The sequence below is a fragment of the Pseudoduganella sp. GW821-FHT05F09 genome (genome assembly GCF_059419605.1).
This window is the reverse complement of the sequence record NZ_JBWKSD010000017.1, coordinates 1-23,589: the sequence shown is the minus strand read 5'-3', so window position 1 is coordinate 23,589 and position 23,589 is coordinate 1. Positions and strand designations below refer to the sequence as shown.

Below are 23,589 nucleotides of genomic sequence, written 5' to 3'. Positions count from 1 at the left end.
GGCGGAATTGGTAGACGCGCATGGTTCAGGTCCATGTGCCGCAAGGTGTGGGGGTTCGAGTCCCTCCGTGGGCACCAAGAATTCCGCAGAAAAAGCCTCCTTCGGGAGGCTTTTTCTCATTCCGCGTCACATTTGTTGACGCGCCGGGCGATGCGTCCTAGCATGATTGCTCTTTCAATAAGAGAGGTATCCATGCCGCTGCCCTTCCCGCGCGCCCGCCGCGCCGCCCTGCTGCTCTCAGTCCTCTCCGCCCTCTCTGCGCAGGCCGGCGCCGCCGACAAAACCGCCGCCGAATGGCAGGCCGCAGCCAGGGCCGATATCGAGGCCGTCCACAAGCTCATCCTGTCCTCCCACCCGGGCAGCATCGACGAACTCAATCCCGGCTTCAAGGACTGGACCGAACGCGGCTACCGCGAAGCGCTGCAGCAGGTGCCGCGCGTGGACAGCTACGACTCCATGATGGCGGCCTCGCGCTACTACGTCACCGGCTTTCTCGACGGCCATCTGGTGTACTCGGACAATGCGCGCGGCAAGGACCCCATCCTCGTCAACGGCTGGAAGCTGCGCAGGCAAGGCAGCGCCTACGTGGTGCAGGGACAGCTGAAGGACTGGCCGGCCCCGCTGCCGCCGTTCGGCGCTCGCCTGCTGCAATGCGACGGCCGTAGCGCGGAGGCTATCCTGGCTGAAGACGTGGCGCCGTATTACGACCGCCGCAACTTTGGCGGCACGCACGAGATCCTGCCGGCGCTGCTGTTCGCACCCGCCATGGCGGACCTGAAACTCAAGCGCTGCCAGTTCCGCACGGCCGAAGGCGCGGAGCTGGACATGCCCATCACCTACCAAGCCATCGCCATGCAACGCTATTTCGCGCGCGACAGCTGGTCCGACGCGCCACAGAAAACACAAGCGCAAGCGCGCCGCAGCAACCAGTTCAGCTTCCAGGACGGCGTACTGTGGGTGAGCGCCGCCAGCTTCAATTCCCTGCCGTCCAAGGAGCAGATCGCCGCCTTCGACACCATGCTGGCCGAGCTGAACAAAGTGGAAGGCGCGCGCCTGATCGTGTTCGATGCACGCGGCAATGGCGGCGGCAGCAGCGCCATCGGCGGCAAGATATTCGACGCCGCCACCGGCGGACTGGACTACGACAAGCAAGGCTTGGAACAGCTGCCGCGCACTTACGCGCAGTGGCGCGTGTCCGACGTGCTGCTGGCCAGCCTGGAGAAATTCAGCAAGGAGTTCGCCAGCCGCTACGGCGAGGACAGCCAGCAGGCGCGCAGCACCCGCAACTTCCTCAAACAGGTGCAGGACGCCAAGGCCGCCGGCCAGCAGTGGGTCGAGCAGCCGGCAGGCAACCTCGTCACGCGGGACGAGATCGCCAAGCGCGGCGGCAAGCTGCGCCGCCACCAGGGCGCGGTGGCGCTACTGACCGACGCGGCCTGCGCCAGCGCCTGCCTGGACTTCGCGGACCTGGTGCTGAGCGTGCCCGGCGCCGTGCACATCGGCCGCGCCACCAGCGCCGACTCGGTGTATATCGACACCGGCCGCGCCACCCTCCCCAGCGGCAACGTGCTGGTGCTGCCGCAAAAAGTCTGGCGCAACCGCCAGCGCGGCAACAACGAAACGCTCACGCCTTCCATCGCGCTGAAGGCCGACATGGCCGACGACGCGGCGGTGCGCGCGGAAGCCCTGTCGGCGCTGGCCCCGTTAATGAAGCCGCGCGCGCAAGCCAGTTTGCAAGCGAGCCCTTGACGGCTGCCCATCCATCCCTTACTATGCGTGCCTTCTGTTGCAGAACAACGCAAGGGAAACAGCAGTAACAGTGCCCACGTGGCGGAATTGGTAGACGCGCATGGTTCAGGTCCATGTGCCGCAAGGTGTGGGGGTTCGAGTCCCTCCGTGGGCACCACAGAATTCCGCAAAAACGCCTCCTTCGGGAGGCGTTTTTCATTTCCGGGCTACCTTATTTGCCCAGCGCAAGGCGCACCGCTTCCGCCAGCGGCGTGGTGGCGCGGCCGATCAGGCGCGACAGCGCGCCGCCGTTGTCCTCCAGCGCCCCCTTCGCCACGCCCGCATCCGAATCCGACAGCAGCGCCGCCAGCCACTCCGGCAGCCCCGCCCCAAGCAGCGCCGCCTTGTAGTCCGCCTCCGGCATATCCTGGTACGGCACATCCTTGCCCGCCTGGCGCGACAGTTCCGCCGCCAGTTCCGGCAGCGAGAAGCTGCGGTCGCCCGCCAGCTCGTACAGCGCCTCGGGCGCGGCAGCCGTCAGCACGGCCGCCGCCGCCGCCGCATAGTCCGCGCGGGTGGCGGCGGAGATGCGGCCGTCCTGCGCGCTGCCCAGCAGCACGCCATGCGCCAGCGCGCCGCCCAGGCCCGCCGTGTAGTTCTCGAAATACCAGCCGTTGCGCAGGATGGCGGTGCGCAGGCCGGAAGCGCGCAGCAGCTCCTCGGTGGCGCGGTGCTCGCCCGCCAGCGCCAGCGGCGAACGGTCCGCGTGCAGCACGCTGGTGTACGCCAGCAAACCGGCGCCGGCGCGCTTGGCCGCGTCGATCACGTTGCGGTGCTGCGCCAGGCGCTGGCCGATTTCGCTCGACGAGATCAACAGGATTTTTTCCGCGCCGGCAAAGGCGGCGTCCAGCGTGGCCGGGTCGCTGTAGTCGGCCTTGCGGACCTGCACGCCCAGTTCCGCCAGGCTGGCCGCCTTGGCCGGGTCGCGCACGGCGGCCACGATGGCGGCGGCAGGCGTGGTCTTCAGCAGCTCTTTGACGATCAGCTGGCCCAGTTGGCCGTTGGCGCCGGTGATGACGATCATGGTGTTTCCTTTCAGTTCGCGGTTGGAGTAATTCATCTTAGCGCCTATACTTACTATTTGTAAGTACGTACATTTTAGTAAGTACCCCAGGAGGTCCCATGTCCCAAACCAAAACCCTGCGCGCCGCCGTGGCGGCGCAGAACGAAGCCCGCCGTGGCCAATTGATGGTGGCGGCCTGCCCGTCGCGCGCCGTGCTCAGCCACGTCACCAGCCGCTGGGGCGTACTGGTGCTGGTGATCCTGCTGGACGGCATGCACCGCTTCAGCGAGCTGCGGCGCGAAGCGGGCGGCGTCAGCGAAAAGATGCTGGCGCAGACGCTGGATGCGCTGGTGGGCGACGGCTTCGTGCTGCGCTACGCCCATCCGGTGATACCGCCGCGCGTGGAATACAGCCTGACGCCCATGGGACGCGAACTGGCCGAGCGGCTGGCCGTGCTGGTGGACTGGATAGAGGAGAACTACCCGCGCATCGCGGACGCCCGTGCGCAGGCCGAGGCTGCCTGAGTGAATTCCGCGCACGGCGCGCCATCCTGTACTAAACTTGGCCCTGAAACCCGCCACATACCGGGCCATCCAGCCCTTACCGCCTAATCAATTGCAAACCATACTGCTTGTTTCCGGCATCAGTACAGGCCTCGCCGAACTCGAAAGCGCGCTGGCGGCGTCCGGTTTGAGCCTGCTCACTGTCAGCCGCGCCGACAGCGCCCTGGACGCCGTGCGCGCAGGCGGCGTTGCACTGGTGCTGCTCGATGCGGCCCAGGCCGGCAGCTCAAGCTATGAACTGTGCGGCCGTTTGCAAGCGGCCAGCGCCACGCCCGCCCTGCCCATCATCCTGCTCACGCAGGCGGGCACCGGCGAGGCCGAGGCCGAGGCCGGCGCCGACATCCGGGACGAACAGCAGCGCGCACTGGCCGCCGGCGCCGTCGCCTGCCTGCGCCGCCCGTGCGGCACCGGCGCGCTGCTGGAACTGGTGCTAGCCCATCTGCCGGCGCCGCGCTCGCCCGAGGAACTGAGCGCCAGCATTGCGCAGCTGCGCCAGCTGCGCCTGAACGACGCCGCCAGCCACCAGCGCGCGGAGGATCTGCGCGAAGGCCAGAACCAGCTGCTGGAACTGGTGGCGCGCGGCGCGCCGCTGGCCACCACGCTGGACAAGCTGATGCTGCTGATAGAAACGCAGGCGCCCGGCGTGCTGTGCTCCACCCTGCTGCTCGACACCGACGGCCGCACGGTCCGCACCGGCTCCGGCCCCAGCCTGCCGCCCGCCTATATGGCCGCCATCGACGGCCTGCCCATAGGCCCGGTGGCCGGCTCCTGCGGCACCGCCATGTACCGCAAGGAAGCGGTGGTCGTCACCGACATCCAGACCGATCCGCTGTGGGCGCCCTACGCCGCCATCGCCGCCCAGTACGGCCTGCGCGCCTGCTGGTCCGTGCCCATCCTGCTCGACGCGGACACGGTGCTGGGCACCTTCGCCATGTACTACCGCGAGGTGCGCAGCCCGAGCGCGGCCGACATGCGCCTGATCGGCGTGGCCACCCACCTGGCCGGCATCGCCATCGCCCGCACCCGCCGCGAGGACGAACTGCGCCTTCACCGCACCCAGCTCGAAACGCTGGTGGCCGAGCGCACGGCGGAACTGCGCAAGGCCAAGGAACGCGCCGAACAGGTGAACGACGAGCTGGCCACCGCCTTGAGCAACCTCAGCATGACGCAGGAGGAACTGGTGCGGCGCGAAAAGCTGGCCGCGCTGGGCGCACTGGTGGCGGGCGTGGCGCACGAACTGAACACGCCCATCGGCAACGGCCTGATGGCCGCCAGCAGCATGGCCGAGCGCACCCAGGCGCTGCGCTCGGCCGTCGCCGGCGGCGCCCGCCAGTCCGACCTGGACCAAGGGCAGCTGGACGCCTATCTGGACGAGGTGGCGCAAGCCGACGACATCGTGGTGCGCAATCTGCAGCGCGCCGCCTCGCTGCTGCACAGCTTCCGCGCCATCGCGCTCGACCAGGACAGCAGCCAGCGCAGCCGCTTCAAGCTGGCCCCGCTGGTGGCCGGGCTGGTTCCGCCGCTGCTGGCCACGGTCAAGCAGCTGGCGATCGCGGTCGAGCAGAACATCCCCGCGCATCTGGAACTGGACAGCTATCCCGGCCAGCTGAGCCAGGTGCTGCTGGCCCTGCTGGAAAACAGCGCGGTGCACGGCTTTGCGGGCCGCAGCGGCGGCCACGTGCGCATCAGCGCCGGCCTGAACCGCGCTGGCAGCATCGAGCTGGTCTACGCCGACGACGGCAACGGCATCGCACCCGAACACCTGGGCCACATTTACGACCCCTTCTTCACCACGCGGCGCGGCGCGGGCGGCTCCGGCCTGGGGCTCTACATTGCCCACAACATCGTCACCAGCGTGCTGGGCGGGCGCATCAACGCCGCCAGCCAGCCGGGGCAAGGCGTTACCTTCACCCTGTTGCTGCCGCCGGCGGCGCCGCTATAATCGGAATCATGAAGAAGCTGACCGCCTCCCTGCTGATGCTGTGCTGCACCGCGCTGGACGCCGCTCCCGCCCCGTTTTACTGGTGGGTGAGCAAGGTGGACGGCGCGCGCGTGTGCGCCCAGGGTCCGCTGGGCCAGGGCTGGGAACGGGGTGCGCACGCTTACAAAGATAGCCGTTGCGAAAAATTAGCGTTTGCCAAATAATGGGCCCATAACAAGACGCTTTGTTGCAGGCCGGTATGCCGTAGTTCTATTCCAATAACCGAGGAGAACGAATGTTTACGAGTCCAGAGCAGTTCGCAGCCACCACCAAGGCCCTGTTTGAGTTTCAGCTTGAAACCTTCAATACGCTGACCAGCAAAGCCGTGCAAGGCGTGGAGCAAGTGGTGGCGCTGAATATGGCCACCGCCAAAAGCACCGTCGAAGAGCAGCTGGCCGCCGGCAAGGAGCTGAGCCTGGCGCGCGATCCCAAGGCCGTCATGGCCGTGGCCGCAGCGAAAGTCCAGCCCGGCATGACCAATGCCGCCGCCTACAACGAGCAGCTGGGCGGCATCATTGCCGAAATCCGCGAGGAATTCACGCGCGCCGCCGACGCCCACATGACCGAAGCCAAAAGCACGCTGAGCGCGCTGATCTACGACGTGACCAAAAACGTGCGCCCGGGTTCCGAGAACGCGGTGCAGATCGTCAAGCAAGCCATCGACAACGCCTTCGCCGGCTACGAGCAGGTGACCAACGCCACCCGCCAGGCCGTGGCCAATGTGGAAGCGCAGGTCGCCAAGGCGGCCGCAACCGTCCAGCCGGGCAAGAAATAAGCCCCACGGCTGTCCAGCACGGGCCGGGAACGCCGCATCGGTTGCTCCCGGCCCGCTAACGCGATACACTGTATGAACATACAGTTGGCAGCGCGTTGCAATGATCAGAGTTCTGGAAAACGAGTTTTATTACCTGGATAACTTCCACCAGGTCCTGCAGTGGATAGGCGAGCGCTACGACGACTTGCTCACTGCCGAGGAACGCGCTTTCCTTTCCCACTTTCCCGCCCTGCCCCGCGCCTCGCGCGCGCTGTTCGTGCGCATGGTCATGCGCAAGGGCGAGCTGTTCCGCGCCAGCAAGCTGGTCTACGCCGAAATCGGCTGCGCGCACGAGGCGGCGCGGCCGCTGGCCGAGCTGGGCTGGATAGACGCCGACCCGGTGCTCACGCTGGAGCAGCTGTTCGCCCTGCTGCAAAAGCCTGAAATCGCGCGCGTGTTCCAGCTGGCCGGGCATGAAAAGAACGCGCGCAAGCCCGAGCAGCTGGCGGCGCTGCGCGAGCGCCACGAGGGCGCGCACCGCTTCTCGGCCTGGTGCGGCCAGGCTTTCGACCATGTCTACCAGGTGCTGGCGCAGCCGCTGTGCGACCGCCTGCGCCTTATCTTCTTCGGCAACTACCACCAGGACTGGTCGGAATTCGTGCTGTCCGACCTGGGCGTGTACAAATACGAAAAAGTGGAGTTTTCACCGTCCGCGCGCGGCTTCCGCAGCCGGCGCGACATCGACGACTACCTGGCCCTGCACCACTGCCGCGAACGCTTTACCGAAGGCGAAGACCCGCAGCAGGTGATGCGCGCGCTGCCGCCCGCCATCGCCGGCAATGAATGGCTCAACAGCCGGCGCGACAAGCTGCTGTTCCAGATGGCGCAGCACCTGGAAAAACAGCAGGACTGGGACGGCGCGCACGGCATCTACACGGCCTGCGCCTATCCCGGCGCGCGGGCGCGCGCCATTCGCGTGCTGGAGAAAAGCGGGCAGGCCGGCGCCGCGCACGCGCTGCTGCTGCAAGCGCTGGCGCAGCCCGAGAGCGAACACGAACGCCAGCAACTGCTGCGCATGCTGCCGCGCCTGCGCCGCAAGCTGGGCCATCCCAAGCCGCCCGCCGCCCAGCCCGCGCCCGTGGTGCGTCTGGATCTGGCGCTGCCTATGCCCGAAGGAGAATGGTGGGTGGAAGGCGTGGTGCGCGACCACCTGGCGCGCGAGGAAGCGCCGGTGTACTACGTGGAAAACGCGCTGATCAACTCCCTGTTCGGGCTGCTGTGCTGGGACGCCATCTTCACCAGCATTCCCGGCGCCTTCTTCCATCCCTTCCACCACGGCCCGGCCGACCTGCACAGCGCCGACTTCCAGCGCCGCCGCGCGGCGCAGTTCGCCGCCTGCCTGGGCCAGCTGGACGACGGCACCTACCAGGACACGATACGGCGCAACCTGCTGGCCAAGGACGGCATCCAGTCGCCCTTCGTCTACTGGGGTGCGCTGGACGCGGAACTGGTGGAACTGGCGCTGGCCTGCATCCCGGCGGCGCACCTGAAGAAATGGTTCGAGCGCATCCTGCTCGACATCAAGGCCAACCGCAGCGGCTTCCCGGACCTGATCCAGTTCTGGCCCGCCGAGCGGCGCTACCACATGATAGAAGTGAAAGGCCCTGGCGACCGCCTGCAGGACAACCAGCTGCGCTGGATCAGCTACTGCGCCGAGCACCAGATGCCCATCACCGTCTGCTATCTGCAATGGGCGGAGGCATGACGGCCGGCTACGCCGTGGCCGTGCGCGCGCTGTGCGAGTTCACCGCCAAGGCCGGCGATCTGGATCTGCGCTTTACGCCCACGCCCACCGCGCAGGAAGGCATCGCCGGCCACGCGCTGGTCGCGTCGCGGCGCAATGACAGCTACGAGAAGGAAGTGAGCCTCTCCGGCGAGTTCGGCCCGCTGCGCGTGCGCGGCCGCGCCGACGGCTACGACCCGCAGCAAAACCAGCTCGAAGAAATCAAGACCTTCCGCGGCGACCTGGCGCGCATGCCGAACAACCATCGCCAGCTGCACTGGGCGCAACTGAAAATCTACGGCCACCTGCTATGCCAGGCGCGCGGGCTGGACGCGGTGCGCCTGGCGCTGGTCTATTTCGACGTGGGCAGCCAGAAGGAAACGCTGATCACCGAGCCGGCCGATGCGGACAGCCTGCGCGCCTTCTACGAGCTCCAGTGCGGCCGCTTCCTGGCCTGGGCCGAACAGGAGATGGCGCACCGCGCGCAGCGCGACGCCGGGCTGCAGGCCATGCGCTTTCCGCACGCCGGCTTCCGTCCCGGCCAGCGGCAACTGGCGGAGGCCATGTACAAGGCCAGCACGCGCGCCTGCTCGCTGCTGGCGCAGGCGCCCACCGGCATCGGCAAGACCGTGGGCAGCCTGTTCCCGCTGCTCAAAGCCAGCGCGGAGCACAAGCTGGACAAGGTGTTCTTCCTGGCCGCGAAGACCTCCGGCCGGCGCATGGCGCTGGACGCGGTGGCCACCATACGCACATCGGCCCCGCTGCTGCCGCTGCGGACGCTGGAGCTGGTGGCGCGCAATACCGCCTGCGAGCATCCGGACAAGGCCTGCCACGGCGAGTCCTGCCCGCTGGCGCGCGGCTTCTACGACCGCCTGTCCGCCGCCCGCAGCGCCGCCCTGTCCGCATCGTCGCCCGTGCTCGACAAGGCCGCCGTGCGCGAAATCGCGCTGGCGCACCAGGTCTGCCCCTACTACCTGGGCACCGAGCTGGCGCGCTGGGCCGACGTGGTGGTGGGCGACTACAACTATTACTTCGACATCAGCGCCATGCTGTACAGCCTGACGCTGCAGAACGACTGGAAGGTGAGCGTGCTGGCGGACGAGGCGCACAATATGGTCTCCCGCGCGCGCAAGATGTATTCGGCCGAACTGGAACACGCCGGCCTGCGCATGCTGCGCAAGACCGCGCCCGAGGCGCTGAAAAAGCCGCTCGACCGCGTGCATCGCCAGTGGAACACGCTGGAAAAAGAACAGGATGGTGAATACCAGGTCTACACAGCGCTGCCGGAAAAATTCATGGCCGCGCTGCAAACGGCGGCGACCGCCATCGGCGAGTACTACGCCGAGCATCCGGCCTACGTGGACGAAGACCTGCAGCGCTTCTATTTCGACGCCTCCGGCTTCATGCGTTTGGCGGAAAGCTACGGCCAGCATTCGCTGTTCGACATTACCGTGAGCGGCGCCGGCACGCGCAGCAACTCCGTGCTCTGCCTGCGCAACATCGTGCCCGCGCCTTTCCTCAAGCCGCGCTTCGAGGCGGCCCACTCCACGGCGCTGTTCTCGGCCACGCTCAGCCCCTGGAACTACTATTGCGACACGCTGGGCATGCCGGACAACACGGCCTGGGTGGACGTGGAGTCGCCCTTTATCGCCGAGCAGCTGTCGGTGCGCGTGGCAGGCCACATCTCCACCCGCTACCAGCACCGCGACCGTTCATTGGCGCCGATAGCGGAGCTGATGGGCGAACAGTACCAGCGCCAGCCCGGCAACTACCTGGCCTTCTTCAGCAGTTTCGACTACATGGAAAAGGCGGCCGCGCTGTTCGCGGAAAAGCATCCGGACGTGCCGGTGTGGCTGCAGACCAGGCGCATGGACGAAGCGGGCCGCGAACAGTTCCTGGCGCGTTTCAGCGCGGCGAGCAGCGGCATCGGCTTTGCGGTGCTGGGTGGTTCATTCGGCGAGGGCATAGACCTGCCCGGCGCGCGCCTGATCGGCGCCTTTATCGCCACGCTGGGCCTGCCGCAGCTCAATCCGGTGAACGAGCAAATCCGCCAGCGTATGGACGCCATCTTCGGCTCGGGCTACGACTACACCTACACTTATCCCGGCATGCAGAAGATAGTGCAGGCGGCGGGCCGCGTGATCCGCACCGAGAGCGACCGGGGCACGGTCTACCTGATCGACGACCGCTACGCGCGGCCCGAGATCCAGGCGCTGCTGCCGTCCTGGTGGCGCATCAGCAGCGGGCGGCCCACGCCGTGAGTTCGCGCGCGCGTTTGCGCACCGTGATGACGGCGCTGCCGCCACGGTCGCTCACATAGCTCAGCTGGTAGAACTGGTCGGGCGTCACGTCGATGGCGGCGAGTTCGAACTTGTGGGCGCGCTGCGGAGCGCATTGCGTGTTGCCCGCAAAGAGCAGCCGCGCGCTTTGCAGCAGCGGGCCTTGCTGCTCCAGCACCGTCACGATGTCGCGGTCCCCCAGCGGTTTTTTAAGCAGCACGCGCTGCGGCGACACGCCGCAGTCGGACGAGCGGTCCAGCCACACATGCTGGCGCTGCGCCCCGCTTTCGCTCCAACGCTGCGTTTTGGCGTCGTACACGTAGCCGTCGCTCCGGGCCAGGCACAAGCGCCAGGCGGCGCGCTGCGGCGCGCGTTCGGCCCATGCCGCCACGTTCCAGTCACGGGCGCCCTCGTTGCGCTGCACCTCGTAGCGGGTCTTGAGCGCCGCTCCGCCTGAATGCTGGCTGAACCACGTTTCAAAGGATTTGATCTCGGCGGCGCTGGGCTCGCGGGTTTCGGCCAGCGCCGCGGCCTGCCAGGCCAATGGCGCGGCAAGCGCCAGCATGCGGAGGAAGTTCATGGTCTGCTTCATTGGATTACGCTGCGCACTTTCTGATAGCCGCTGCGGCTGATCGGCAAACGGGTGCCGTCCTTCAGGACCGCCACATGGCTATCCTTGCCCGCCTGCTCGATGCGGCTCATGCATTCTATATTGAGCAGGTAGGAACGGTGTATGCGCAGGAACTTGTCCGCCTCCAGTTGGCTCTCCAGGTCGGACAGGCGCTGGTTCTTCAGGTAGGACTTGCCCTCGGTGCGGATCTGCACGTAGTCGTCCTGCGCCTCGATATAGTCTATTTTTTCGGCCGCGATGACGTGCACCTTGGCGCCGTCGCGTATCAGCACGCGGCCCAGCGGCTTGTTGCGGGTGGCGGCATCCCGCACCACTTCATCCAGCCCCTCTTGCGCCACCGGCTGCGCACCGCCGGCCTTGGCCATGCTGGCGCGCGCATGGGCCAGCGCCTGGTCGAAACGCTGCTGGCTGAAGGGCTTGAGCAGATAGTCCAGCGCGTGGTATTCGAAAGCCTTGATGGCGTACTGGTCAAACGCGGTGGCGAACATGAAGCGGCATTTGCCGGCGGCCAGCTCGGCCACTTCAAAGCCGTCCAGCTTGGGCATCTGGATGTCCAGTATCGCCAGGTCCGGCTCCAGCTCCGTGATGGCCTTGACCGCTTCGAAGCCGTTGGCGCATTCGGCCACCACTTCCACGTCCGCATGTTCCGCCAGGTACTCGCGCACCACGCCGCGCGCCAGTGCTTCGTCGTCCACTATGATAATGCGCATCTCTATTCTTCCTTGGTTTCCGCCGGCATGGTAATCGCCACGCTGAATACGGCGCCTGCACGCGCCCAATGGATGCCCGCCTCGTGCCCGTAGGCGCAAGCCAGGCGCTGGCGCACGTTCTCCAGTCCTATGCCGTTGCCGTCCCTTGCCGCGCCGGACGGCGTGTCTTCATCCAGCGCGTTGTCCACGCTGATGTGCAGCAGCGTGCCCGCGCGGCGCGCCGCCACCTTGATCCAGCCGCCCTCGGGCAGCTGGGCGATGCCGTGCTTGACGGCGTTCTCCACCAGCGGCTGGATAATCATGGGCGGCACCAGGCAAGCGCCCGCGCCGTCCTCCACCTCCTCCAGCAGCGCCAGGCGCTCGCCGAAGCGCACTTTTTCTATCGCCAGGAAATGGCGTATCAGCGCCATCTCCTGTTCCAGCGCCACCTTCTTGTGTGCTTCCATGCTCAGGCTCTGGCGGAAGAAGCCCGCCAGCTGCAAGGTCATTTCGCGCGCGCCTTTCGGGTTCTGCGAAGTCAGCGCGCTGATGGAGTTCAGGCTATTGAACAGGAAGTGGGGATCGATCTGGGTGCGCAGCATGCGTAGTTCGGCGTCCTGCGCCATCAGGCGCGACTGCAGTTCGCGGTGCTCGGCGCCGCGCGCCCTTTCGAATTCCGTCACCAGGTAGTTGATGGCGGCGAGCAGGCCATACAGCAGCACGCCCAGGCCGGAAATCAGTATCGCCATCTGCGGCGTGAACTCGATGCCGGCCCACGCCACTTCCAACAGGCGGCAGGCTTCGTTCCAGCCGCGCACCACCACACTCCACAGCAGCGTGGACACGATGGCGGCGGCGCCCAGCGCCAGCAGCACATTGGCCGCGCCGCGCTCGGCCAGCGGATAGGCTCGGCACAGGTAGTAGGCGGAGAAACCGGCGCTGGCCGCGTACACCAGCGTCACCGGTATGGCGAAGATCAGGGCGTTGGGCCAGGGGGCGTCCTCCACCGCCACCGTCACGCCGCCCAGCGCCGCCCCCAGGAACAGCCAGACCATCAGGTACAGCGCTGCGCCGCGCCGGCTGGAAATCACGCCTTGCATTGTTGCGCCGGCCCTTTAGTTGCGCACTTCCAGGCCGCCCATGATGGCGTAGCCACGGATGATCAGGCGCTTGCTGGCGTCCTTGTTCGGGATGGTCTTCTCGCTGAAGCCGCCCAGCAGCGGCGTGCCCTGCAGGCTCACGGTCCAGTCGTCCGGAACCTTGATCTCCACGCCGCCGCACAGGGCGAACACGTTCAGCACCGCCTCGCCCTGCATATTGGCGTGGCGCAGGTCCAGCTGGCAGCCGCCCATGATGGCGGTCACTTCGCCGCCGCGGAAATCGGTGGTGGTGATGCGGCGCTCCATGCCGCCCAGGATGGCCGTCACGCTGATCACGCTGTCGTCGCCCGCCTGCTCGCCGGTCTTGCTGAACTTGTCCAGGAACGGCGCGGGATTGCGGCCGTGGCTGGATTTGAAGATCACCATCAGGCCCACGCCTATCAGCAGCACCGGCCCCAGCGTGCGCCAGCCGATATGCAGCAGGCCTGTGCTTTTCAGGATCATCGCCACGCCGAAGGCCAGCAGGAAGCCGCCCACAATCCGGCCACGGTTGTCGCCGGCCTGCGTCAATTTGAGCGAGCCGGCCAGTATCAGCAGCACGGGCCAGAACTGCAGCGTGTAATCGAAATCGAGGATGCCGAAATTTTCGAGCAGGAACAGGCAGCCCAGGGCGATGACCGCCACGCCGATCAGGATCTGGCCGGTTCCGTGTTGTGGGCGATTATTTTCCATCATATTGCTCCTTGTTCGATACGAAGTAGTTTTCCAGCAGCGGCTTCAGCACCAGGGTAACGCCCCACATAATCAGCAGCAGCGGCCAGCTATTGCCGAAGGTCAGGCCCCAGATATGTTCGAAGGAGCAGTAGAACCAGGCGCCGAAGAAGATATGCGAGAAGCCGTCCAGCACCAGCTTGACATTGGTCGGCGGCACCAGGTTGCTCAGGCCGGCGACGACCAGCAGCGCAGGCCAGTAGCGCCAGATGGTGCCCAAGTGCAGCGCGCCGCTGCGGTCCAGCAGAAAAGCGACGCCCACGCCGGTGAGGATAATGCCCCAGCTTAGCTGTTTGCGCCAGTTTTGCCCGTTCTCGTTGCTCATCACCGCCTCCGTTTGAATGTGTGATGTAACAATACGGGGCAAGCCTGCGCGGCGATACCGCAATTCGGCGAACGGCGGGCAGGCGCCGGTGAATAGCGCCGTTTTCAGCGAACGGCGAATATCCGGACGAAAAAAAAGGGTTCGGACCTTGCGGTGCGAACCCGGTGCATGAGACGGAGAACGTTCAGAGGCGGTCGCCGGTGCTCATTTTCTGGTCATACATCATCAAACCCCAGCCTAGCTGGCGACGGATTTCCTCCGGTGTGGGAGGCGGTTGGACGTCCTGCGAGCGTCGTTCGAGATACTCGCGGACCACGTACTTCGATGGATGATTTGCCTGTGTCATGATGGCCTCCCGGTTTTTGCTTCGCTGTAGCTTCGAATTGGTGCCGGTACTCGAGGCGGCCGGCTAACCTGCTGAATGGCTACGGCGCTGCGCTTGATTCGCGGCGCCATGCACTTATCACGCAAGTCCATAGTAGTCCCGCGCGCCGGGAGGCACAGTACGTTAACGCACACTATGCGCACGGATTCCTTGAGGCAGGTCAAAAACGTGTAGGACCAAGCGCTGTAAGGGGCGGTACGAATTCTTACAAGCGCTGTCAGAGCTTCTTTTGCAGGAATTCGAGGAAGCAGCTGATACGCTGCGAGAGCTGAGTATTGCGGTAATAGACCGCGTGGATTTGCTGCCGGAACCCGGTTGAATGCTGCTCCAATATCTTGACCAGGCGGCCGGCGGCGATGTCGGCGCGTGTCATGAAATCGGACAGGCAAACGATGCCCTGGCCGGCCAGTGCAAGCTGGCGCAAGGTTTCGCCGCTGGACGCGGCCAGCGCCGGCGTCACCTGCAAGGAGTTGCCGGCCGCATGGCGCAGCGGCCAGACATTGCCCAGCTCATATTGCGCGAAGCCGAGCAGCTCGTGCTGCGCCAGGTCCTCCGGCGTGGCGGGCTCTCCGTGCCGCGCCAGATAGGCCGGGCTGGCCAGCACATGCAGCGGGCTGGAGCTGAGCGCGCGCGCATGCAGCGTCGAATCGCTCAGCGCGCCGATGCGGATGGCGATATCGGTGCGGTGCTCGATCAGGTCGGCAATCTGGTCATTGCTGGTGAGCTCCAGGCGGATATCCGGATACAGCGCGCGGAACTCGGCCACATGGGGCACCACGCAATGCAGCATGAAGGGCGAAGCGGCGTCCACGCACAGCCTGCCGGCGGGCTTCTGGCGGCGGATGCGGATGGTTTCCTCGGCCTCCTCCATGGCGGCCAGGATGGCGCGCGCCTGCTCCAGGAACAAATGGCCTTCTTCAGTCAACTCCATGCGGCGCGTGGTGCGCGTGAGCAAGGTGGTGGACAGTTTCTCCTCCAGCCGCGCCAGCGCGCGGCTCACGCCCGAGGTGGTCTGCCCCAGATGCACCGAGGCGGCGCTCAGCGTGCCGCTATCGACTACCGCCACGAAGATTTTCAGGTCGTCCGAATTGATATCCATGCCGGATTATAGACCGCGCACATTACATAGTTGAATTAACCCGGCCAAGCGGACTGATACATTGAAGTGCTTATCAAAGCGCAAAGATTGGCATATTTCCCACACGCACAAGGAGAGTCCTATGAACAATGCTATCTGCGGCAGGGCCATCGCCGCCCTGCTGCTGTCCGCCGGCCTGCTGGCCAGCAGCGCCGCCCGCGCCGGCTTGCTGGAATTCGACGGGCAAGGCAACGCCGTGTTCGGCGTGACCCACGAAGCGCCGGGCATGTATGCAGACGAGTTCGTCTTTTCCCTGGAGGGCGAGGAACACTACTATGCGTCCGGCAGCGCAGTGACCGGCTACTCCTTCTTTAACAATGCACTCTCCGCCAACTACCTGATCACCGGGGTACAGATCTTCAGCCAGAATGCCGACAGCAGCCGTACTTATCTGCAAACGCTCAGCTCATTCGACGGCGCCACGGTCTTCTACCCATTCAACCACCTCACCCCCGGCAACTATGGCTTCATCATCAGCGGCCGGACCGTGCAGGCGGACGCGGGCGGTTCCTTCGCGGGCAACTTCAACATCGCCCCCGTGCCTGAACCGGCGACCTACGGCATGCTGCTGGGAGGCATGGCGGTAATCGCGTTTGCGGGGCGCCGCCGGAAATCCTGAAAAACTGACAACGGGCGGCGAGATTTGTTACCATCGCCGCTTGTCAGTTCAACAGGAGAGAAAAAATGCTGCATCAAAAGACGGCCCAATTCATGGCCGCAGTATTTGGCATGTTCATTATTGCCACGGCCCAGGTTCACGCCCAGGACGCGGCCAAGCCCAAACTCGCCAACGTCACCATCCTGGCGACAGGCGGCACCATCGCCGGCAGTGGCGCGACGTCCACCACCACGGTCGGCTACACAGCCGCCACGGTTGGCGTGCAGCAACTCATCAAGGCCGTGCCGGAACTGGCAAATGTCGCCAATGTGAGCGGCGAGCAGGTATTCCAGATCGCCAGCGAAAGCATGACCAATGAACACTGGCTGACCCTGGCCAAGCGCGTCAACACGCTGCTGGCTCAAAACAGCGTGGACGGCATTGTTATTACCCACGGCACCGACACGCTGGAAGAAACCGCTTATTTCCTGAACCTGGTGGTTAAAAGCCGCAAGCCGGTGGTATTGGTCGGCGCAATGCGCCCATCGACCGCCATGTCCGCCGACGGTCCCATCAATCTGTATAACGCCGTACTGCTGGCAGCCGATCCCTCCGCCGCAGGTAAAGGCGTGCTGGTTGCCATGGGCGACCAGATTCACGGCGCGCGCGACGTGAGCAAAACTAATACTTCCACGCCGGACGCATTTAAAACCACCGAATTGGGCATGCTGGGCTATATTCAGGGCAGCAAGCCGTTCTTTTATCGCGTATCGACCCGTAAGCATACCGCTGATAGCGAATTCGATATTTCCAACCTGAGCGCACTGCCGCAAGTGGATATCGTTTATGGCTACGCCAATATGAATACCGTGGCGCTGGACGCATTTATCGCAGCAGGCGCCAAAGGCATTATCCACGCTGGCACCGGCGACGGCAGTGTTGCCGCCAAAGTAAAACCGGGCCTGGTTGCCGCACGCAAAGGCGGCGCTATTATTGTGCGCGCCAGCCGCGTGGGCCAGGGCATTCTAGCGCGCAATGGCGAAGCCAATGACGACGAATTGGACTTCGTGGTGGCGGACACGCTGAACCCGCAAAAAGCGCGTATTCTGCTGATGCTGGCGCTGACCAAAACCAACAACACCAAAGAACTGCAGCGCATATTCTACAATTACTAAGCCTCGCCGCTCAGTGATCAGGCCTTCCCTTCCGGAAGGCCTTTTTTATTCCCATCAGCAAAACCCCGCCGCTCCACCTCGGCCCTGCGCACGCCCAGATCGCGCCAAAAATTAGCTTATTCACACCAATTCCGGGCATGGACGCCACAGGCGTGCCGCTTGCATCAAGGCGCCCAGCCCCGCACGCCTGCATTGCTTGACACTGGCGGCTTGAGTGATACCATGAGGCAACACCCCATCGAGTTCGCCATGCATACCCAAACCCAGACCGAGCGCCATATCCCCACGCCGCATCGCGCATTATTCACGCCGTGGGCGGATGTTTTATTGTTGGGCGGCGGCTCAGTGGCGGCTTTATTCATATTCAAGCTGCTGCACCTCGGCGCCGAAAGCGTCGCGCAATTGGCTATTGTGATGCTGGTTCTGGCCAACTTCGTCAACCATCCGCATTTCGCGTATTCCTATCAGCTGTTTTATGGATCTTGGAAAGAAGTAAAAAATGGCGGCATGCCTGCGGATTTGACGAAGCGCTGGTGGCTGGCGGGATTTATCGCGCCGGCCGCGTTAATCGTGGCATTAATGGCCGGTGCACTGCTCTGGCTGAATGGCCATCCATTGGCGCTGGGCGTCTGCCTGAATATAATGGGGCTGCTGGTCGGCTGGCATTATGTGAAACAAGGTTTTGGCATGGCAATGATGGATGCGGCGTTCAAAAAACGCTATTGGCCAGCCGCCACGCGCAAGGCCATGCTGATGAATGCCTATGCTTGCTGGGTCGCCGCCTGGACGCTCGGAAACAGCACGCAAATCGCCAAGGACTTGTGGGGTATATTGGGCATTCCCATGAATGTTCCGGGGTTTATCACAATTACCGCCTGCACGATTGCGGGCTGCACCACGATCTGGTTTGTGATTGAGGTTTATCGCGCCATCAAACAATGGCAGTTGCAGCAATTAAACTGGAAACAGCTGCCGATAGCCGGATTAACCGCCTATCTGGTCACGCTCTATATCTGGATGGGATTGATCAGCCTGGATGCGGCCTTCGTGCTGACCATTCCCTTCTTCCATTCGCTGCAATACCTGACCGTCATCGGACGCTATAAAGCCAACGAGGCCGCCTCGGGAGGCTGGTCCAAAGGACAGTTGCTGAGCTTTGTGCTGGCTGGCGCCGTGCTGGGCGCGATCGGCTTCTGGGTGCTCCCAGGGGCGCTGGACTACGCCCGCACCGGCGCCCTGCCCAAGGTCGGCGGCACCGCGCTGGCGGTCGCCTGCTGCTGGATCTTCATCAACGTCCACCACTATCTGATCGACAACGTGCTGTGGCGCCAGGGAAATCCCAAGGTGAAGAAATACCTGTTTGACGCTTAAGATGTTTGGCCTGCCCAGCTGGGTTCGAACCAGCGACCCTCAGCTTAGAAGTCAGACATTCTATTGACGAATTTCCCTTTATAATTAACAACTTACAAGACTGCCACTGTGCTATTCACTAAACACCGTAGGCGCTGTAAGTGTTTGATTATATTGATGTTCAGTCTGGTGAATAGCACACGATTATGCGGCAAAAGCATTGCGCCGAAGCACTTTATGCACCGGGATTTACTGTGCTCGGAGGGCACCACGGCTGCGGCCTGAGCTGCTCGCACAGCGCCTCCAGTCGGGCAACATCGTCCTCCAGCGCTGCGTCGCCGACAATGGCCTGCCAGAGGCGAACCACGCCCGCCGCCTCGCACTGATACAGCAGCGCGGTATCGCCGAACTTGCCTTGTGCGCCATCCACAATCGCCGCCAGCTCCGCAGCAGCTGCTTCGGTCACGCCGTTGTAGCCCCATGCGTCTATCATAACTCTCCCCTAGCCGACCTCCGGCAGCACCAGTCTACACCGCACGCTAAAATTCGTGCTTCTGCCATTTTGGAGCCGGCGGCGGGGGTACATTGGTGATGCACAGCCACTCCTGCTTGTACTCGATCACATCGCCTGCAGCATTTCTCCCTTGCTCAATGCCGACGACTCGGATCTTGTTATCCTTCCACCGTCGAATACGAGCCTCCAAAAGCAGCTCGGGCACATTGGTATAGCCCGGCTCCGGCAAATAACGAAACCTGGCCACCGCCATCAGTGGATGCATGCCCTGCCCGTCTGTTTCGAGCAGCTCAAAGGTACCTAGCCGTTGACGATCCAAATCCTCGCTGACCGCGCCGCGCGCAAGTTTGGCGCCGTGAAACCGCAGCTTTACCATTTTCTCCATAACTCACACCATCAGTACTGTACATATATACAGTATATCGCCTGACATTTTATTGTAAAGTGCCAACACGACAACGGAGGCAGCATGTGTGGACGATTTGACCAGAACGACATTACCCGGGCACTCAGCGATTTCGGGTGGGCGGATGAGCTCGTGAACCGCAGCCAGGCAGAGCCGTGCTGGAACGTGGCACCCACGATGCGCCGGCCGGTCATGCACGTCGAGGGCGCAGCGCTGGTGCTAGACGACCTGCACTGGGGCTATCAGGCAGCCTGGGCGCGGGAGAAGGTGCCTGTGGCGGTGAACGCGCGGCTGGAGAAGATCACGAACCGCTACTGGGGCTCGCTGTTGAAGCGCGGCCGCTGCGTCGTGCCGGCGGACGGCTGGTATGAATGGACGGGCGAGAAGGGCTCGAAGCAGCCGTGGCACATCCACCGCGCCGACCGCGCGCCGCTGTACATGGCCGCCCTCGCCTGCTTTGGCGAGCCGACCGAGCATGCGGCAGGGACGGGCTTCACCATCGTCACGGCCGACGCCCAGGGCGGCATGGTCGACATCCACGACCGGCGCCCAATAGTCTTCACGGCCGCCGACGCGGCCACCTGGCTCGACCCGGAGATCGCGGGCGAGCAGGCCGCCGAGCTGGCGCGCAGCATGGCGCTGGGTCCGGACAGCTTCGCCTGGTTCATGGTCGACCGGGCGGTGGGAAATGTGCGCAACCAGGGCGTGCAGCTCGCACAGCCAATACCGGCCCTGCTTTGACCGCGCCGCCTTACCAAATATATAAAATTTAATTGAACTTTGAGTTTCCTTTGCGGAGAAAACAAACTAGTATCTAACTACGTTGCATATTGGCAATGTGCCTTTCATGTAGCGAGCGACCACATGACCACATCGAAAAATCCGCACGATGAATTCGAGAAGCGTTGCGCTGATGCTTATCAGCTTGGATACGCCGCCTACTTGGGTCCAATGCGCGGAAAGAAGAACCCATTCGCCGTTGACTCCCCTGAGTTCAAAAGTTGGGGCGAAGGATTCTGGACCGCACAGGTCGATGCCGCCTGGTAGCGCAATTAGCACCCAGCAACCACCGCCTCCAGTTCCGCCTCGTACTTCCGCGCCCGTAGCCAGTCCCGCGCCAACGCCATGACATTGATGTAAGCTAGGCGAGAATTCACCAACGGAGGCCAAAGTGTCCTGGGATTTGAAATTGCACGAAAACCTACGGCTAATGCGGATGCTGGAAGGACGAGAGCCGGACAGCAGCACACCTGCCGAGGTGCTTGCAGAAAGGATCAAGCTCAACGAGACGATGCGGTATTACTTATCGCCGGCGGACTCCGACATTATGTACCTCATCAACGAGATTCTCCGCGGGCAGCTTCGACAGATGAAGGAGGCGCCTGAATGCACCCCGCCAGCGCCGCCTCAAGCTTCAGTTCGTATGCTCGCGCCCGCACCCAGTCACGTGCCAGCGCCACGACCTTCCGCCCGTCGCTGGCGTCCGCTGGTAGCTTGTCGAACTCGTAGGCTGGGCGCTGCGGCCGCTCAGCCACGCATGGGACGTAGACCGGCACCTCCACGGTCTGCGTAGCGGGTGGCGGTACGCTGGCGCAGCCGGCAAGCAGCATGGCAATCAGCATGGCAATCAGCAGCACTTTCATCGCACATCCTCCAACAGCTTGTTCACGAACGGCATGGCGTCGGCGCAGGTCGTGACGCGCGCGCCGTCCAGCTGCTGCAGCGCCGCATCGTAGCGTTTGCCGACAGCGGCGGCCTGCTGCTGGGCGGCCAGACCGCGCGCCTTGGCGGCGGCCGTCTCGCGGGCCAGCACCTCCGTGGCGCGGTTCTGCTCGCGGATGGCGGCCTGGTAGTCGTCGGCCCGGCCGCGCTGCACGGCTACCTCGGCCTCGGCCTTCGTCAGCGCGCGGTCGCTCAGCCACCATGCCGCGCCGCCGGCGCCAGCCACCGCCAGCAGCAGGCTGGCCAGCACCACGCTGGCGATCTTCCATCCCTGCCCCGCCGCCGCGCCGGCCAGGGTGCCGAGGGCGCTCACGATTCGCCCCCAGTCGAATGCGCAGTGCTCCTCACGACAATTTTCTTTTTCATGTGTTAACCTAAAACGAATTATGAAAGGAAACAGACCATGGACCAGAACGAGTTAGCACAAGCAGCAGAACAGCGCGGCTATGGGGAAGTGACGGCTGTACTGCATGAGGCAACCGTGCTGCACAGCGGCTGGGAGATGGACAACCAAGGCTGGATCGTGCAACTGGCACAGGGTGTTCGCGCCGCCCTGACCACCGAACATGGCGGCGTCTACTTATGGACCAAGGCTGACGCAGAAAAGAAACTTGCGGAGACCGAGGCGAGCGTGGCATCGCTCCGGAAAGCACTTGAACTATGGCCTGATTGATACCGCTCACGGCCCTCTCCAGTCGGCCAGCGGCACCGGCTGCCCGGCAAGCGCGCGCTTGCGAGTAGCTCACGCGATCCCCTGCGAGTAGACGACACCGCCCGGCGCGAAAGTCGCAGTCAGCACCTGGCGCCGCGCCGCGCCTGCCGACAGCCCCACATGCACCCAGGTGCCCTCGTAGATCAGCTGGTCGAACTGGATGTCGCTGTCGCGGATCAGCGCCGCCAGCGCCTTGGGCGCCAAGCCGGGCGCGGTGATGTCGGCCGCCAGGCCCTGCAGGTGGGCGCTGTTGCGCGCGCCGCCCACCGCCGCATTCACTGCGGGCGACCGGTAACCGCTCGATACGGTCAGCGGCCCGCCGACCAGCGCGCGGATCTGCTCGAGCATGGTGGCGACGCGACGCAGGTTGGCCAGCTCGTCCGGGCCAGGACGGTTGTCCAGGCGGCGCCGGGCCGCCAGCTGCGAGGCCACCAGTTCTTCCAGAGTGAAATGTTCGGTCAGGTTCACGTGGAGGCCTTTGCTTTCCGGCGGTCCACCGCCATGTAGAGGGCAACGCCGACGGCGAAGACGCACTCGAAGATGTCGCGCGCACCGAAGCAGGACGCCACGGCCGCCATGGCGCCGCCAGCCAGCGCGAGATAGGAGAGCCGCACCAAGTGCCGAGTCTTGTGGTTCATGCGATTCAGGGCCAGCAGGGCGACGCTCAGCACATACATCGCCGCGACCCCTTGAATGATGGAAACGATGGCCATGGGTCACTCCTTGTCCGGCAGGCTGGGCAGCTTGACGTTGCGGAAGCGGTCCACCACGGCCAGTAGCGCCGGAACCGCACGCATCGCCACCAAGCCGGCGAAGAAGGCCAGGCCGCGCTCAAACGGGTCCGGCAGGCCCAGGTAGTGGAGCGCAAGCGGCGCGGCCGAGACCGCCACGGCCGTGCCGGCGAATACCGCGGTGATGGCCTGCGCGCGCGTCAACTCTTTCGCATAGCTCAGCGAGACAGCAGAGCCGATGAAGGAAAACACCAGGGTGGCCACTTTGATACCTGCGATGCTGTCGATAGGGGTTGGGTCGATTGGCATGGGCGCTTTCAAGTAGGCATTAAAAACCCGCCGAAGCGGGTTGGGTGGAAATCAGGGTCAGCGCGCTGGCCAGGGTCGGCGGGTCATAGCGCCATGGCTCCGGCAGACCCAAGGCGGCGCCTCCAGCTTCGCTGCAAAACCAGCGGAGTAGGCTCTGGCCAATTGGGGCCAGTACGAACTGGAAATTGCCGCGGAGGTCGTAGCCGGCGCCGGTGTGCCGCTCGAACCAGGCGCGCGCTGCCGCCTCGAGGTGGTCCGGCAAGTCGATAAAGTCCCAGCGAGCCGGGTCGAACTCGATGGCCTTGAGCCGCACGCCGCCGTCGGCGAACGACGCGCTGCCGGCCATGCCGTCGCTGAAGATCAGCTCGACGTGGCTGTAGGGCGAGTCCGTCCACCAGCGCACCGCACGGTTATAGATGCCGGCCAGGCCGGGCCGCGTGCCCTTATAGAAGGCCGCGCGAAACATTACAGCCCCGCTTCGATGGCATTGGCCTGCGCCACGATGTCGTCGTGCGCGGCCTGCGCGCTGACCGCCCCCCCCGCGCCGGCGATCTCATACTTGCGCATGCGCAGCGCGCCCAGCAACTCCAAGGCCGCGTGCAGCCCGTCCGCCTGCTCGATGATCAGGTCAGCAGCGGCCGCATTCGCTAGTCCGGCCGCCGTGGCGAAGGAGGACACCCATACGCTGGCCTCGCCCTCGTACTCGGCCGCAGCAAACGCGCGCGCCGCAACCTCGCGTGCGGTGTACTCGGTTTCGAACCTGGTCCAGCGCGCATAAATCGCTGCGATACGGTCGTCCACGGCTGCCATCAGGCGCTGGCGCAGCGCGGGCATGTCAACCGATGGCGTGGAAGATTCAGGCTCTGGCACATCGCCTGTCTC

29 protein-coding genes and 2 tRNA genes are annotated in these 23,589 nt (G+C 64.5%); 15 read left to right on the top strand and 16 right to left on the bottom strand.

The window, feature by feature from the left end:
* The 3 genes from AC07S4_RS30135 to AC07S4_RS30125 all read left to right on the top strand — a co-directional run bounded on the left by AC07S4_RS30135 (nucleotide 1) and on the right by AC07S4_RS30125 (nucleotide 1,906).
* Nucleotides 1-77: transfer RNA gene (locus AC07S4_RS30135), tRNA-Leu, on the top strand.
* Nucleotides 78-192: 115 nt separating this feature from the next.
* Nucleotides 193-1,749, top strand: a complete 1,557-nt coding sequence (locus AC07S4_RS30130) for a S41 family peptidase (RefSeq protein ID WP_494990090.1) — start codon at nucleotides 193-195, stop codon at nucleotides 1,747-1,749.
* A gap of 72 nt (nucleotides 1,750-1,821) precedes the next feature.
* Nucleotides 1,822-1,906, top strand: a tRNA-Leu gene (locus AC07S4_RS30125).
* A 54-nt stretch (nucleotides 1,907-1,960) separates the two neighbouring features.
* Here the strand turns inward: AC07S4_RS30125 and AC07S4_RS30120 are convergent.
* Nucleotides 1,961-2,812 carry an SDR family oxidoreductase gene (locus AC07S4_RS30120; RefSeq protein ID WP_494990092.1) on the bottom strand — a complete coding sequence of 284 codons (852 nt, stop codon included), beginning with the start codon at nucleotides 2,810-2,812 and terminating at the stop codon, nucleotides 1,961-1,963.
* Between the two features lie 98 nt (nucleotides 2,813-2,910).
* Between AC07S4_RS30120 and AC07S4_RS30115 the strand changes: the two genes are divergently transcribed.
* The 6 genes from AC07S4_RS30115 (at nucleotide 2,911) to AC07S4_RS30090 (ending at nucleotide 10,133) form a co-directional block, all read left to right on the top strand.
* Nucleotides 2,911-3,315 (top strand): winged helix-turn-helix transcriptional regulator, encoded by a 405-nt coding sequence (locus AC07S4_RS30115; RefSeq protein WP_494990089.1) that lies wholly within the window; start codon nucleotides 2,911-2,913, stop codon nucleotides 3,313-3,315.
* A 166-nt stretch (nucleotides 3,316-3,481) separates the two neighbouring features.
* Nucleotides 3,482-5,296, top strand: coding sequence for an ATP-binding protein (locus AC07S4_RS30110; protein ID WP_494990088.1), 1,815 nt, complete (start codon nucleotides 3,482-3,484; stop codon nucleotides 5,294-5,296).
* Between the two features lie 8 nt (nucleotides 5,297-5,304).
* Nucleotides 5,305-5,499, top strand: coding sequence for a hypothetical protein (locus AC07S4_RS30105; protein ID WP_494990087.1), 195 nt, complete (start codon nucleotides 5,305-5,307; stop codon nucleotides 5,497-5,499).
* 71 nt (nucleotides 5,500-5,570) lie between these two features.
* Nucleotides 5,571-6,110 carry a phasin family protein gene (locus AC07S4_RS30100; protein ID WP_161072148.1) on the top strand — a complete coding sequence of 180 codons (540 nt, stop codon included), beginning with the start codon at nucleotides 5,571-5,573 and terminating at the stop codon, nucleotides 6,108-6,110.
* A gap of 100 nt (nucleotides 6,111-6,210) precedes the next feature.
* Nucleotides 6,211-7,854: a VRR-NUC domain-containing protein gene (locus tag AC07S4_RS30095; RefSeq protein WP_494990086.1), complete on the top strand. Its 1,644-nt coding sequence runs from the start codon at nucleotides 6,211-6,213 to the stop codon at nucleotides 7,852-7,854.
* Nucleotides 7,851-10,133 (top strand): helicase C-terminal domain-containing protein, encoded by a 2,283-nt coding sequence (locus AC07S4_RS30090; protein WP_494990085.1) that lies wholly within the window; start codon nucleotides 7,851-7,853, stop codon nucleotides 10,131-10,133. Before AC07S4_RS30095 ends, AC07S4_RS30090 begins: the two co-directional genes overlap by 4 nt.
* On the opposite strand, the gene AC07S4_RS30085 is transcribed toward AC07S4_RS30090, so the two are convergent.
* The 6 genes from AC07S4_RS30085 to AC07S4_RS30060 form a co-directional block, all read right to left on the bottom strand.
* On the bottom strand, nucleotides 10,108-10,731 hold the full coding sequence (locus AC07S4_RS30085; protein ID WP_494990084.1) for a hypothetical protein: 624 nt from the start codon (nucleotides 10,729-10,731) through the stop codon (nucleotides 10,108-10,110). The genes AC07S4_RS30090 and AC07S4_RS30085 overlap by 26 nt on opposite strands.
* A gap of 8 nt (nucleotides 10,732-10,739) precedes the next feature.
* Nucleotides 10,740-11,492 (bottom strand): LytR/AlgR family response regulator transcription factor, encoded by a 753-nt coding sequence (locus tag AC07S4_RS30080; protein ID WP_494990083.1) that lies wholly within the window; start codon nucleotides 11,490-11,492, stop codon nucleotides 10,740-10,742.
* A 2-nt stretch (nucleotides 11,493-11,494) separates the two neighbouring features.
* A complete protein-coding gene (locus AC07S4_RS30075; protein WP_494990082.1) occupies nucleotides 11,495-12,571 on the bottom strand; it encodes a sensor histidine kinase in 1,077 nt (358 codons plus the stop codon).
* A 15-nt stretch (nucleotides 12,572-12,586) separates the two neighbouring features.
* Nucleotides 12,587-13,306 (bottom strand): LiaF transmembrane domain-containing protein, encoded by a 720-nt coding sequence (locus AC07S4_RS30070; protein ID WP_494990081.1) that lies wholly within the window; start codon nucleotides 13,304-13,306, stop codon nucleotides 12,587-12,589.
* Nucleotides 13,293-13,667: a LiaI-LiaF-like domain-containing protein gene (locus tag AC07S4_RS30065; protein ID WP_494990080.1), complete on the bottom strand. Its 375-nt coding sequence runs from the start codon at nucleotides 13,665-13,667 to the stop codon at nucleotides 13,293-13,295. The genes AC07S4_RS30070 and AC07S4_RS30065 overlap by 14 nt, the downstream gene beginning before the upstream one ends.
* Before the next feature lie 602 nt (nucleotides 13,668-14,269).
* Nucleotides 14,270-15,151 carry a LysR substrate-binding domain-containing protein gene (locus AC07S4_RS30060; protein WP_494990079.1) on the bottom strand — a complete coding sequence of 294 codons (882 nt, stop codon included), beginning with the start codon at nucleotides 15,149-15,151 and terminating at the stop codon, nucleotides 14,270-14,272.
* Between the two features lie 121 nt (nucleotides 15,152-15,272).
* Here AC07S4_RS30060 and AC07S4_RS30055 point away from each other — a divergent pair, with 121 nt between their 5' ends.
* The 3 genes from AC07S4_RS30055 to AC07S4_RS30045 all read left to right on the top strand — a co-directional run bounded on the left by AC07S4_RS30055 (nucleotide 15,273) and on the right by AC07S4_RS30045 (nucleotide 18,334).
* Nucleotides 15,273-15,809 carry an FxDxF family PEP-CTERM protein gene (locus AC07S4_RS30055; protein ID WP_494990078.1) on the top strand — a complete coding sequence of 179 codons (537 nt, stop codon included), beginning with the start codon at nucleotides 15,273-15,275 and terminating at the stop codon, nucleotides 15,807-15,809.
* A 110-nt stretch (nucleotides 15,810-15,919) separates the two neighbouring features.
* Complete coding sequence (locus AC07S4_RS30050; RefSeq protein ID WP_494990091.1) at nucleotides 15,920-16,963, top strand: type II asparaginase; 1,044 nt, start codon at nucleotides 15,920-15,922, stop codon at nucleotides 16,961-16,963.
* Between the two features lie 249 nt (nucleotides 16,964-17,212).
* On the top strand, nucleotides 17,213-18,334 hold the full coding sequence (locus AC07S4_RS30045; protein WP_494990077.1) for a hypothetical protein: 1,122 nt from the start codon (nucleotides 17,213-17,215) through the stop codon (nucleotides 18,332-18,334).
* Nucleotides 18,335-18,548: 214 nt separating this feature from the next.
* On the opposite strand, the gene AC07S4_RS30040 is transcribed toward AC07S4_RS30045, so the two are convergent.
* On the bottom strand, nucleotides 18,549-18,806 hold the full coding sequence (locus tag AC07S4_RS30040) for a hypothetical protein (protein ID WP_494990076.1): 258 nt from the start codon (nucleotides 18,804-18,806) through the stop codon (nucleotides 18,549-18,551).
* Between the two features lie 46 nt (nucleotides 18,807-18,852).
* The gene (locus AC07S4_RS30035) at nucleotides 18,853-19,212 is read right to left on the bottom strand and encodes a hypothetical protein (protein WP_494990075.1); all 360 of its coding nucleotides are present in this window, start codon (nucleotides 19,210-19,212) and stop codon (nucleotides 18,853-18,855) included.
* Nucleotides 19,213-19,296: 84 nt separating this feature from the next.
* Between AC07S4_RS30035 and AC07S4_RS30030 the strand changes: the two genes are divergently transcribed.
* On the top strand, nucleotides 19,297-19,974 hold the full coding sequence (locus AC07S4_RS30030; RefSeq protein WP_494990074.1) for an SOS response-associated peptidase: 678 nt from the start codon (nucleotides 19,297-19,299) through the stop codon (nucleotides 19,972-19,974).
* A gap of 123 nt (nucleotides 19,975-20,097) precedes the next feature.
* Nucleotides 20,098-20,280 (top strand): hypothetical protein, encoded by a 183-nt coding sequence (locus tag AC07S4_RS30025; protein WP_494990073.1) that lies wholly within the window; start codon nucleotides 20,098-20,100, stop codon nucleotides 20,278-20,280.
* Between the two features lie 290 nt (nucleotides 20,281-20,570).
* On the opposite strand, the gene AC07S4_RS30020 is transcribed toward AC07S4_RS30025, so the two are convergent.
* Both AC07S4_RS30020 and AC07S4_RS30015 read right to left on the bottom strand, forming a co-directional pair.
* Nucleotides 20,571-20,876 carry a hypothetical protein gene (locus tag AC07S4_RS30020; RefSeq protein WP_494990072.1) on the bottom strand — a complete coding sequence of 102 codons (306 nt, stop codon included), beginning with the start codon at nucleotides 20,874-20,876 and terminating at the stop codon, nucleotides 20,571-20,573.
* Nucleotides 20,873-21,268 (bottom strand): hypothetical protein, encoded by a 396-nt coding sequence (locus tag AC07S4_RS30015; protein WP_494990071.1) that lies wholly within the window; start codon nucleotides 21,266-21,268, stop codon nucleotides 20,873-20,875. Before AC07S4_RS30015 ends, AC07S4_RS30020 begins: the two co-directional genes overlap by 4 nt.
* A gap of 90 nt (nucleotides 21,269-21,358) precedes the next feature.
* Here AC07S4_RS30015 and AC07S4_RS30010 point away from each other — a divergent pair, with 90 nt between their 5' ends.
* The gene (locus AC07S4_RS30010; protein ID WP_494990070.1) at nucleotides 21,359-21,628 is read left to right on the top strand and encodes a hypothetical protein; all 270 of its coding nucleotides are present in this window, start codon (nucleotides 21,359-21,361) and stop codon (nucleotides 21,626-21,628) included.
* A gap of 69 nt (nucleotides 21,629-21,697) precedes the next feature.
* Here AC07S4_RS30010 and AC07S4_RS30005 read toward each other — a convergent pair whose 3' ends face one another.
* The 5 genes from AC07S4_RS30005 to AC07S4_RS29985 all read right to left on the bottom strand — a co-directional run.
* The gene (locus tag AC07S4_RS30005) at nucleotides 21,698-22,135 is read right to left on the bottom strand and encodes a D-Ala-D-Ala carboxypeptidase family metallohydrolase (protein WP_494990069.1); all 438 of its coding nucleotides are present in this window, start codon (nucleotides 22,133-22,135) and stop codon (nucleotides 21,698-21,700) included.
* A complete protein-coding gene (locus tag AC07S4_RS30000; protein ID WP_494990068.1) occupies nucleotides 22,132-22,380 on the bottom strand; it encodes a hypothetical protein in 249 nt (82 codons plus the stop codon). The genes AC07S4_RS30005 and AC07S4_RS30000 overlap by 4 nt, the downstream gene beginning before the upstream one ends.
* Nucleotides 22,381-22,383: 3 nt before the next feature.
* A complete protein-coding gene (locus AC07S4_RS29995) occupies nucleotides 22,384-22,707 on the bottom strand; it encodes a hypothetical protein (RefSeq protein ID WP_494990067.1) in 324 nt (107 codons plus the stop codon).
* A gap of 19 nt (nucleotides 22,708-22,726) precedes the next feature.
* Nucleotides 22,727-23,173 carry a hypothetical protein gene (locus AC07S4_RS29990; protein ID WP_494990066.1) on the bottom strand — a complete coding sequence of 149 codons (447 nt, stop codon included), beginning with the start codon at nucleotides 23,171-23,173 and terminating at the stop codon, nucleotides 22,727-22,729.
* On the bottom strand, nucleotides 23,173-23,589 hold a 417-nt coding region (locus tag AC07S4_RS29985; protein ID WP_494990065.1), incomplete at its 5' end, for a hypothetical protein. The genes AC07S4_RS29990 and AC07S4_RS29985, both read right to left, overlap by 1 nt.

Coding starts and splice junctions, on each gene's coding strand:
- AC07S4_RS30130 (WP_494990090.1), top strand. CDS start 193: ATGCCGCTGCCCTTCCCGCGCGCCCGCCGCGCCGCCCTGCTGCTCTCA.
- AC07S4_RS30120 (WP_494990092.1), bottom strand. CDS start 2,812: ATGATCGTCATCACCGGCGCCAACGGCCAACTGGGCCAGCTGATCGTC.
- AC07S4_RS30115 (WP_494990089.1), top strand. CDS start 2,911: ATGTCCCAAACCAAAACCCTGCGCGCCGCCGTGGCGGCGCAGAACGAA.
- AC07S4_RS30105 (WP_494990087.1), top strand. CDS start 5,305: ATGAAGAAGCTGACCGCCTCCCTGCTGATGCTGTGCTGCACCGCGCTG.
- AC07S4_RS30100 (WP_161072148.1), top strand. CDS start 5,571: ATGTTTACGAGTCCAGAGCAGTTCGCAGCCACCACCAAGGCCCTGTTT.
- AC07S4_RS30095 (WP_494990086.1), top strand. CDS start 6,211: ATGATCAGAGTTCTGGAAAACGAGTTTTATTACCTGGATAACTTCCAC.
- AC07S4_RS30090 (WP_494990085.1), top strand. CDS start 7,851: ATGACGGCCGGCTACGCCGTGGCCGTGCGCGCGCTGTGCGAGTTCACC.
- AC07S4_RS30085 (WP_494990084.1), bottom strand. CDS start 10,731: ATGAACTTCCTCCGCATGCTGGCGCTTGCCGCGCCATTGGCCTGGCAG.
- AC07S4_RS30080 (WP_494990083.1), bottom strand. CDS start 11,492: ATGCGCATTATCATAGTGGACGACGAAGCACTGGCGCGCGGCGTGGTG.
- AC07S4_RS30075 (WP_494990082.1), bottom strand. CDS start 12,571: ATGCAAGGCGTGATTTCCAGCCGGCGCGGCGCAGCGCTGTACCTGATG.
- AC07S4_RS30070 (WP_494990081.1), bottom strand. CDS start 13,306: ATGATGGAAAATAATCGCCCACAACACGGAACCGGCCAGATCCTGATC.
- AC07S4_RS30065 (WP_494990080.1), bottom strand. CDS start 13,667: ATGAGCAACGAGAACGGGCAAAACTGGCGCAAACAGCTAAGCTGGGGC.
- AC07S4_RS30060 (WP_494990079.1), bottom strand. CDS start 15,151: ATGGATATCAATTCGGACGACCTGAAAATCTTCGTGGCGGTAGTCGAT.
- AC07S4_RS30055 (WP_494990078.1), top strand. CDS start 15,273: ATGAACAATGCTATCTGCGGCAGGGCCATCGCCGCCCTGCTGCTGTCC.
- AC07S4_RS30050 (WP_494990091.1), top strand. CDS start 15,920: ATGTTCATTATTGCCACGGCCCAGGTTCACGCCCAGGACGCGGCCAAG.
- AC07S4_RS30045 (WP_494990077.1), top strand. CDS start 17,213: ATGCATACCCAAACCCAGACCGAGCGCCATATCCCCACGCCGCATCGC.
- AC07S4_RS30040 (WP_494990076.1), bottom strand. CDS start 18,806: ATGATAGACGCATGGGGCTACAACGGCGTGACCGAAGCAGCTGCTGCG.
- AC07S4_RS30035 (WP_494990075.1), bottom strand. CDS start 19,212: ATGGAGAAAATGGTAAAGCTGCGGTTTCACGGCGCCAAACTTGCGCGC.
- AC07S4_RS30030 (WP_494990074.1), top strand. CDS start 19,297: ATGTGTGGACGATTTGACCAGAACGACATTACCCGGGCACTCAGCGAT.
- AC07S4_RS30025 (WP_494990073.1), top strand. CDS start 20,098: ATGACCACATCGAAAAATCCGCACGATGAATTCGAGAAGCGTTGCGCT.
- AC07S4_RS30020 (WP_494990072.1), bottom strand. CDS start 20,876: ATGAAAGTGCTGCTGATTGCCATGCTGATTGCCATGCTGCTTGCCGGC.
- AC07S4_RS30010 (WP_494990070.1), top strand. CDS start 21,359: ATGGACCAGAACGAGTTAGCACAAGCAGCAGAACAGCGCGGCTATGGG.
- AC07S4_RS30000 (WP_494990068.1), bottom strand. CDS start 22,380: ATGGCCATCGTTTCCATCATTCAAGGGGTCGCGGCGATGTATGTGCTG.
- AC07S4_RS29995 (WP_494990067.1), bottom strand. CDS start 22,707: ATGCCAATCGACCCAACCCCTATCGACAGCATCGCAGGTATCAAAGTG.
- AC07S4_RS29990 (WP_494990066.1), bottom strand. CDS start 23,173: ATGTTTCGCGCGGCCTTCTATAAGGGCACGCGGCCCGGCCTGGCCGGC.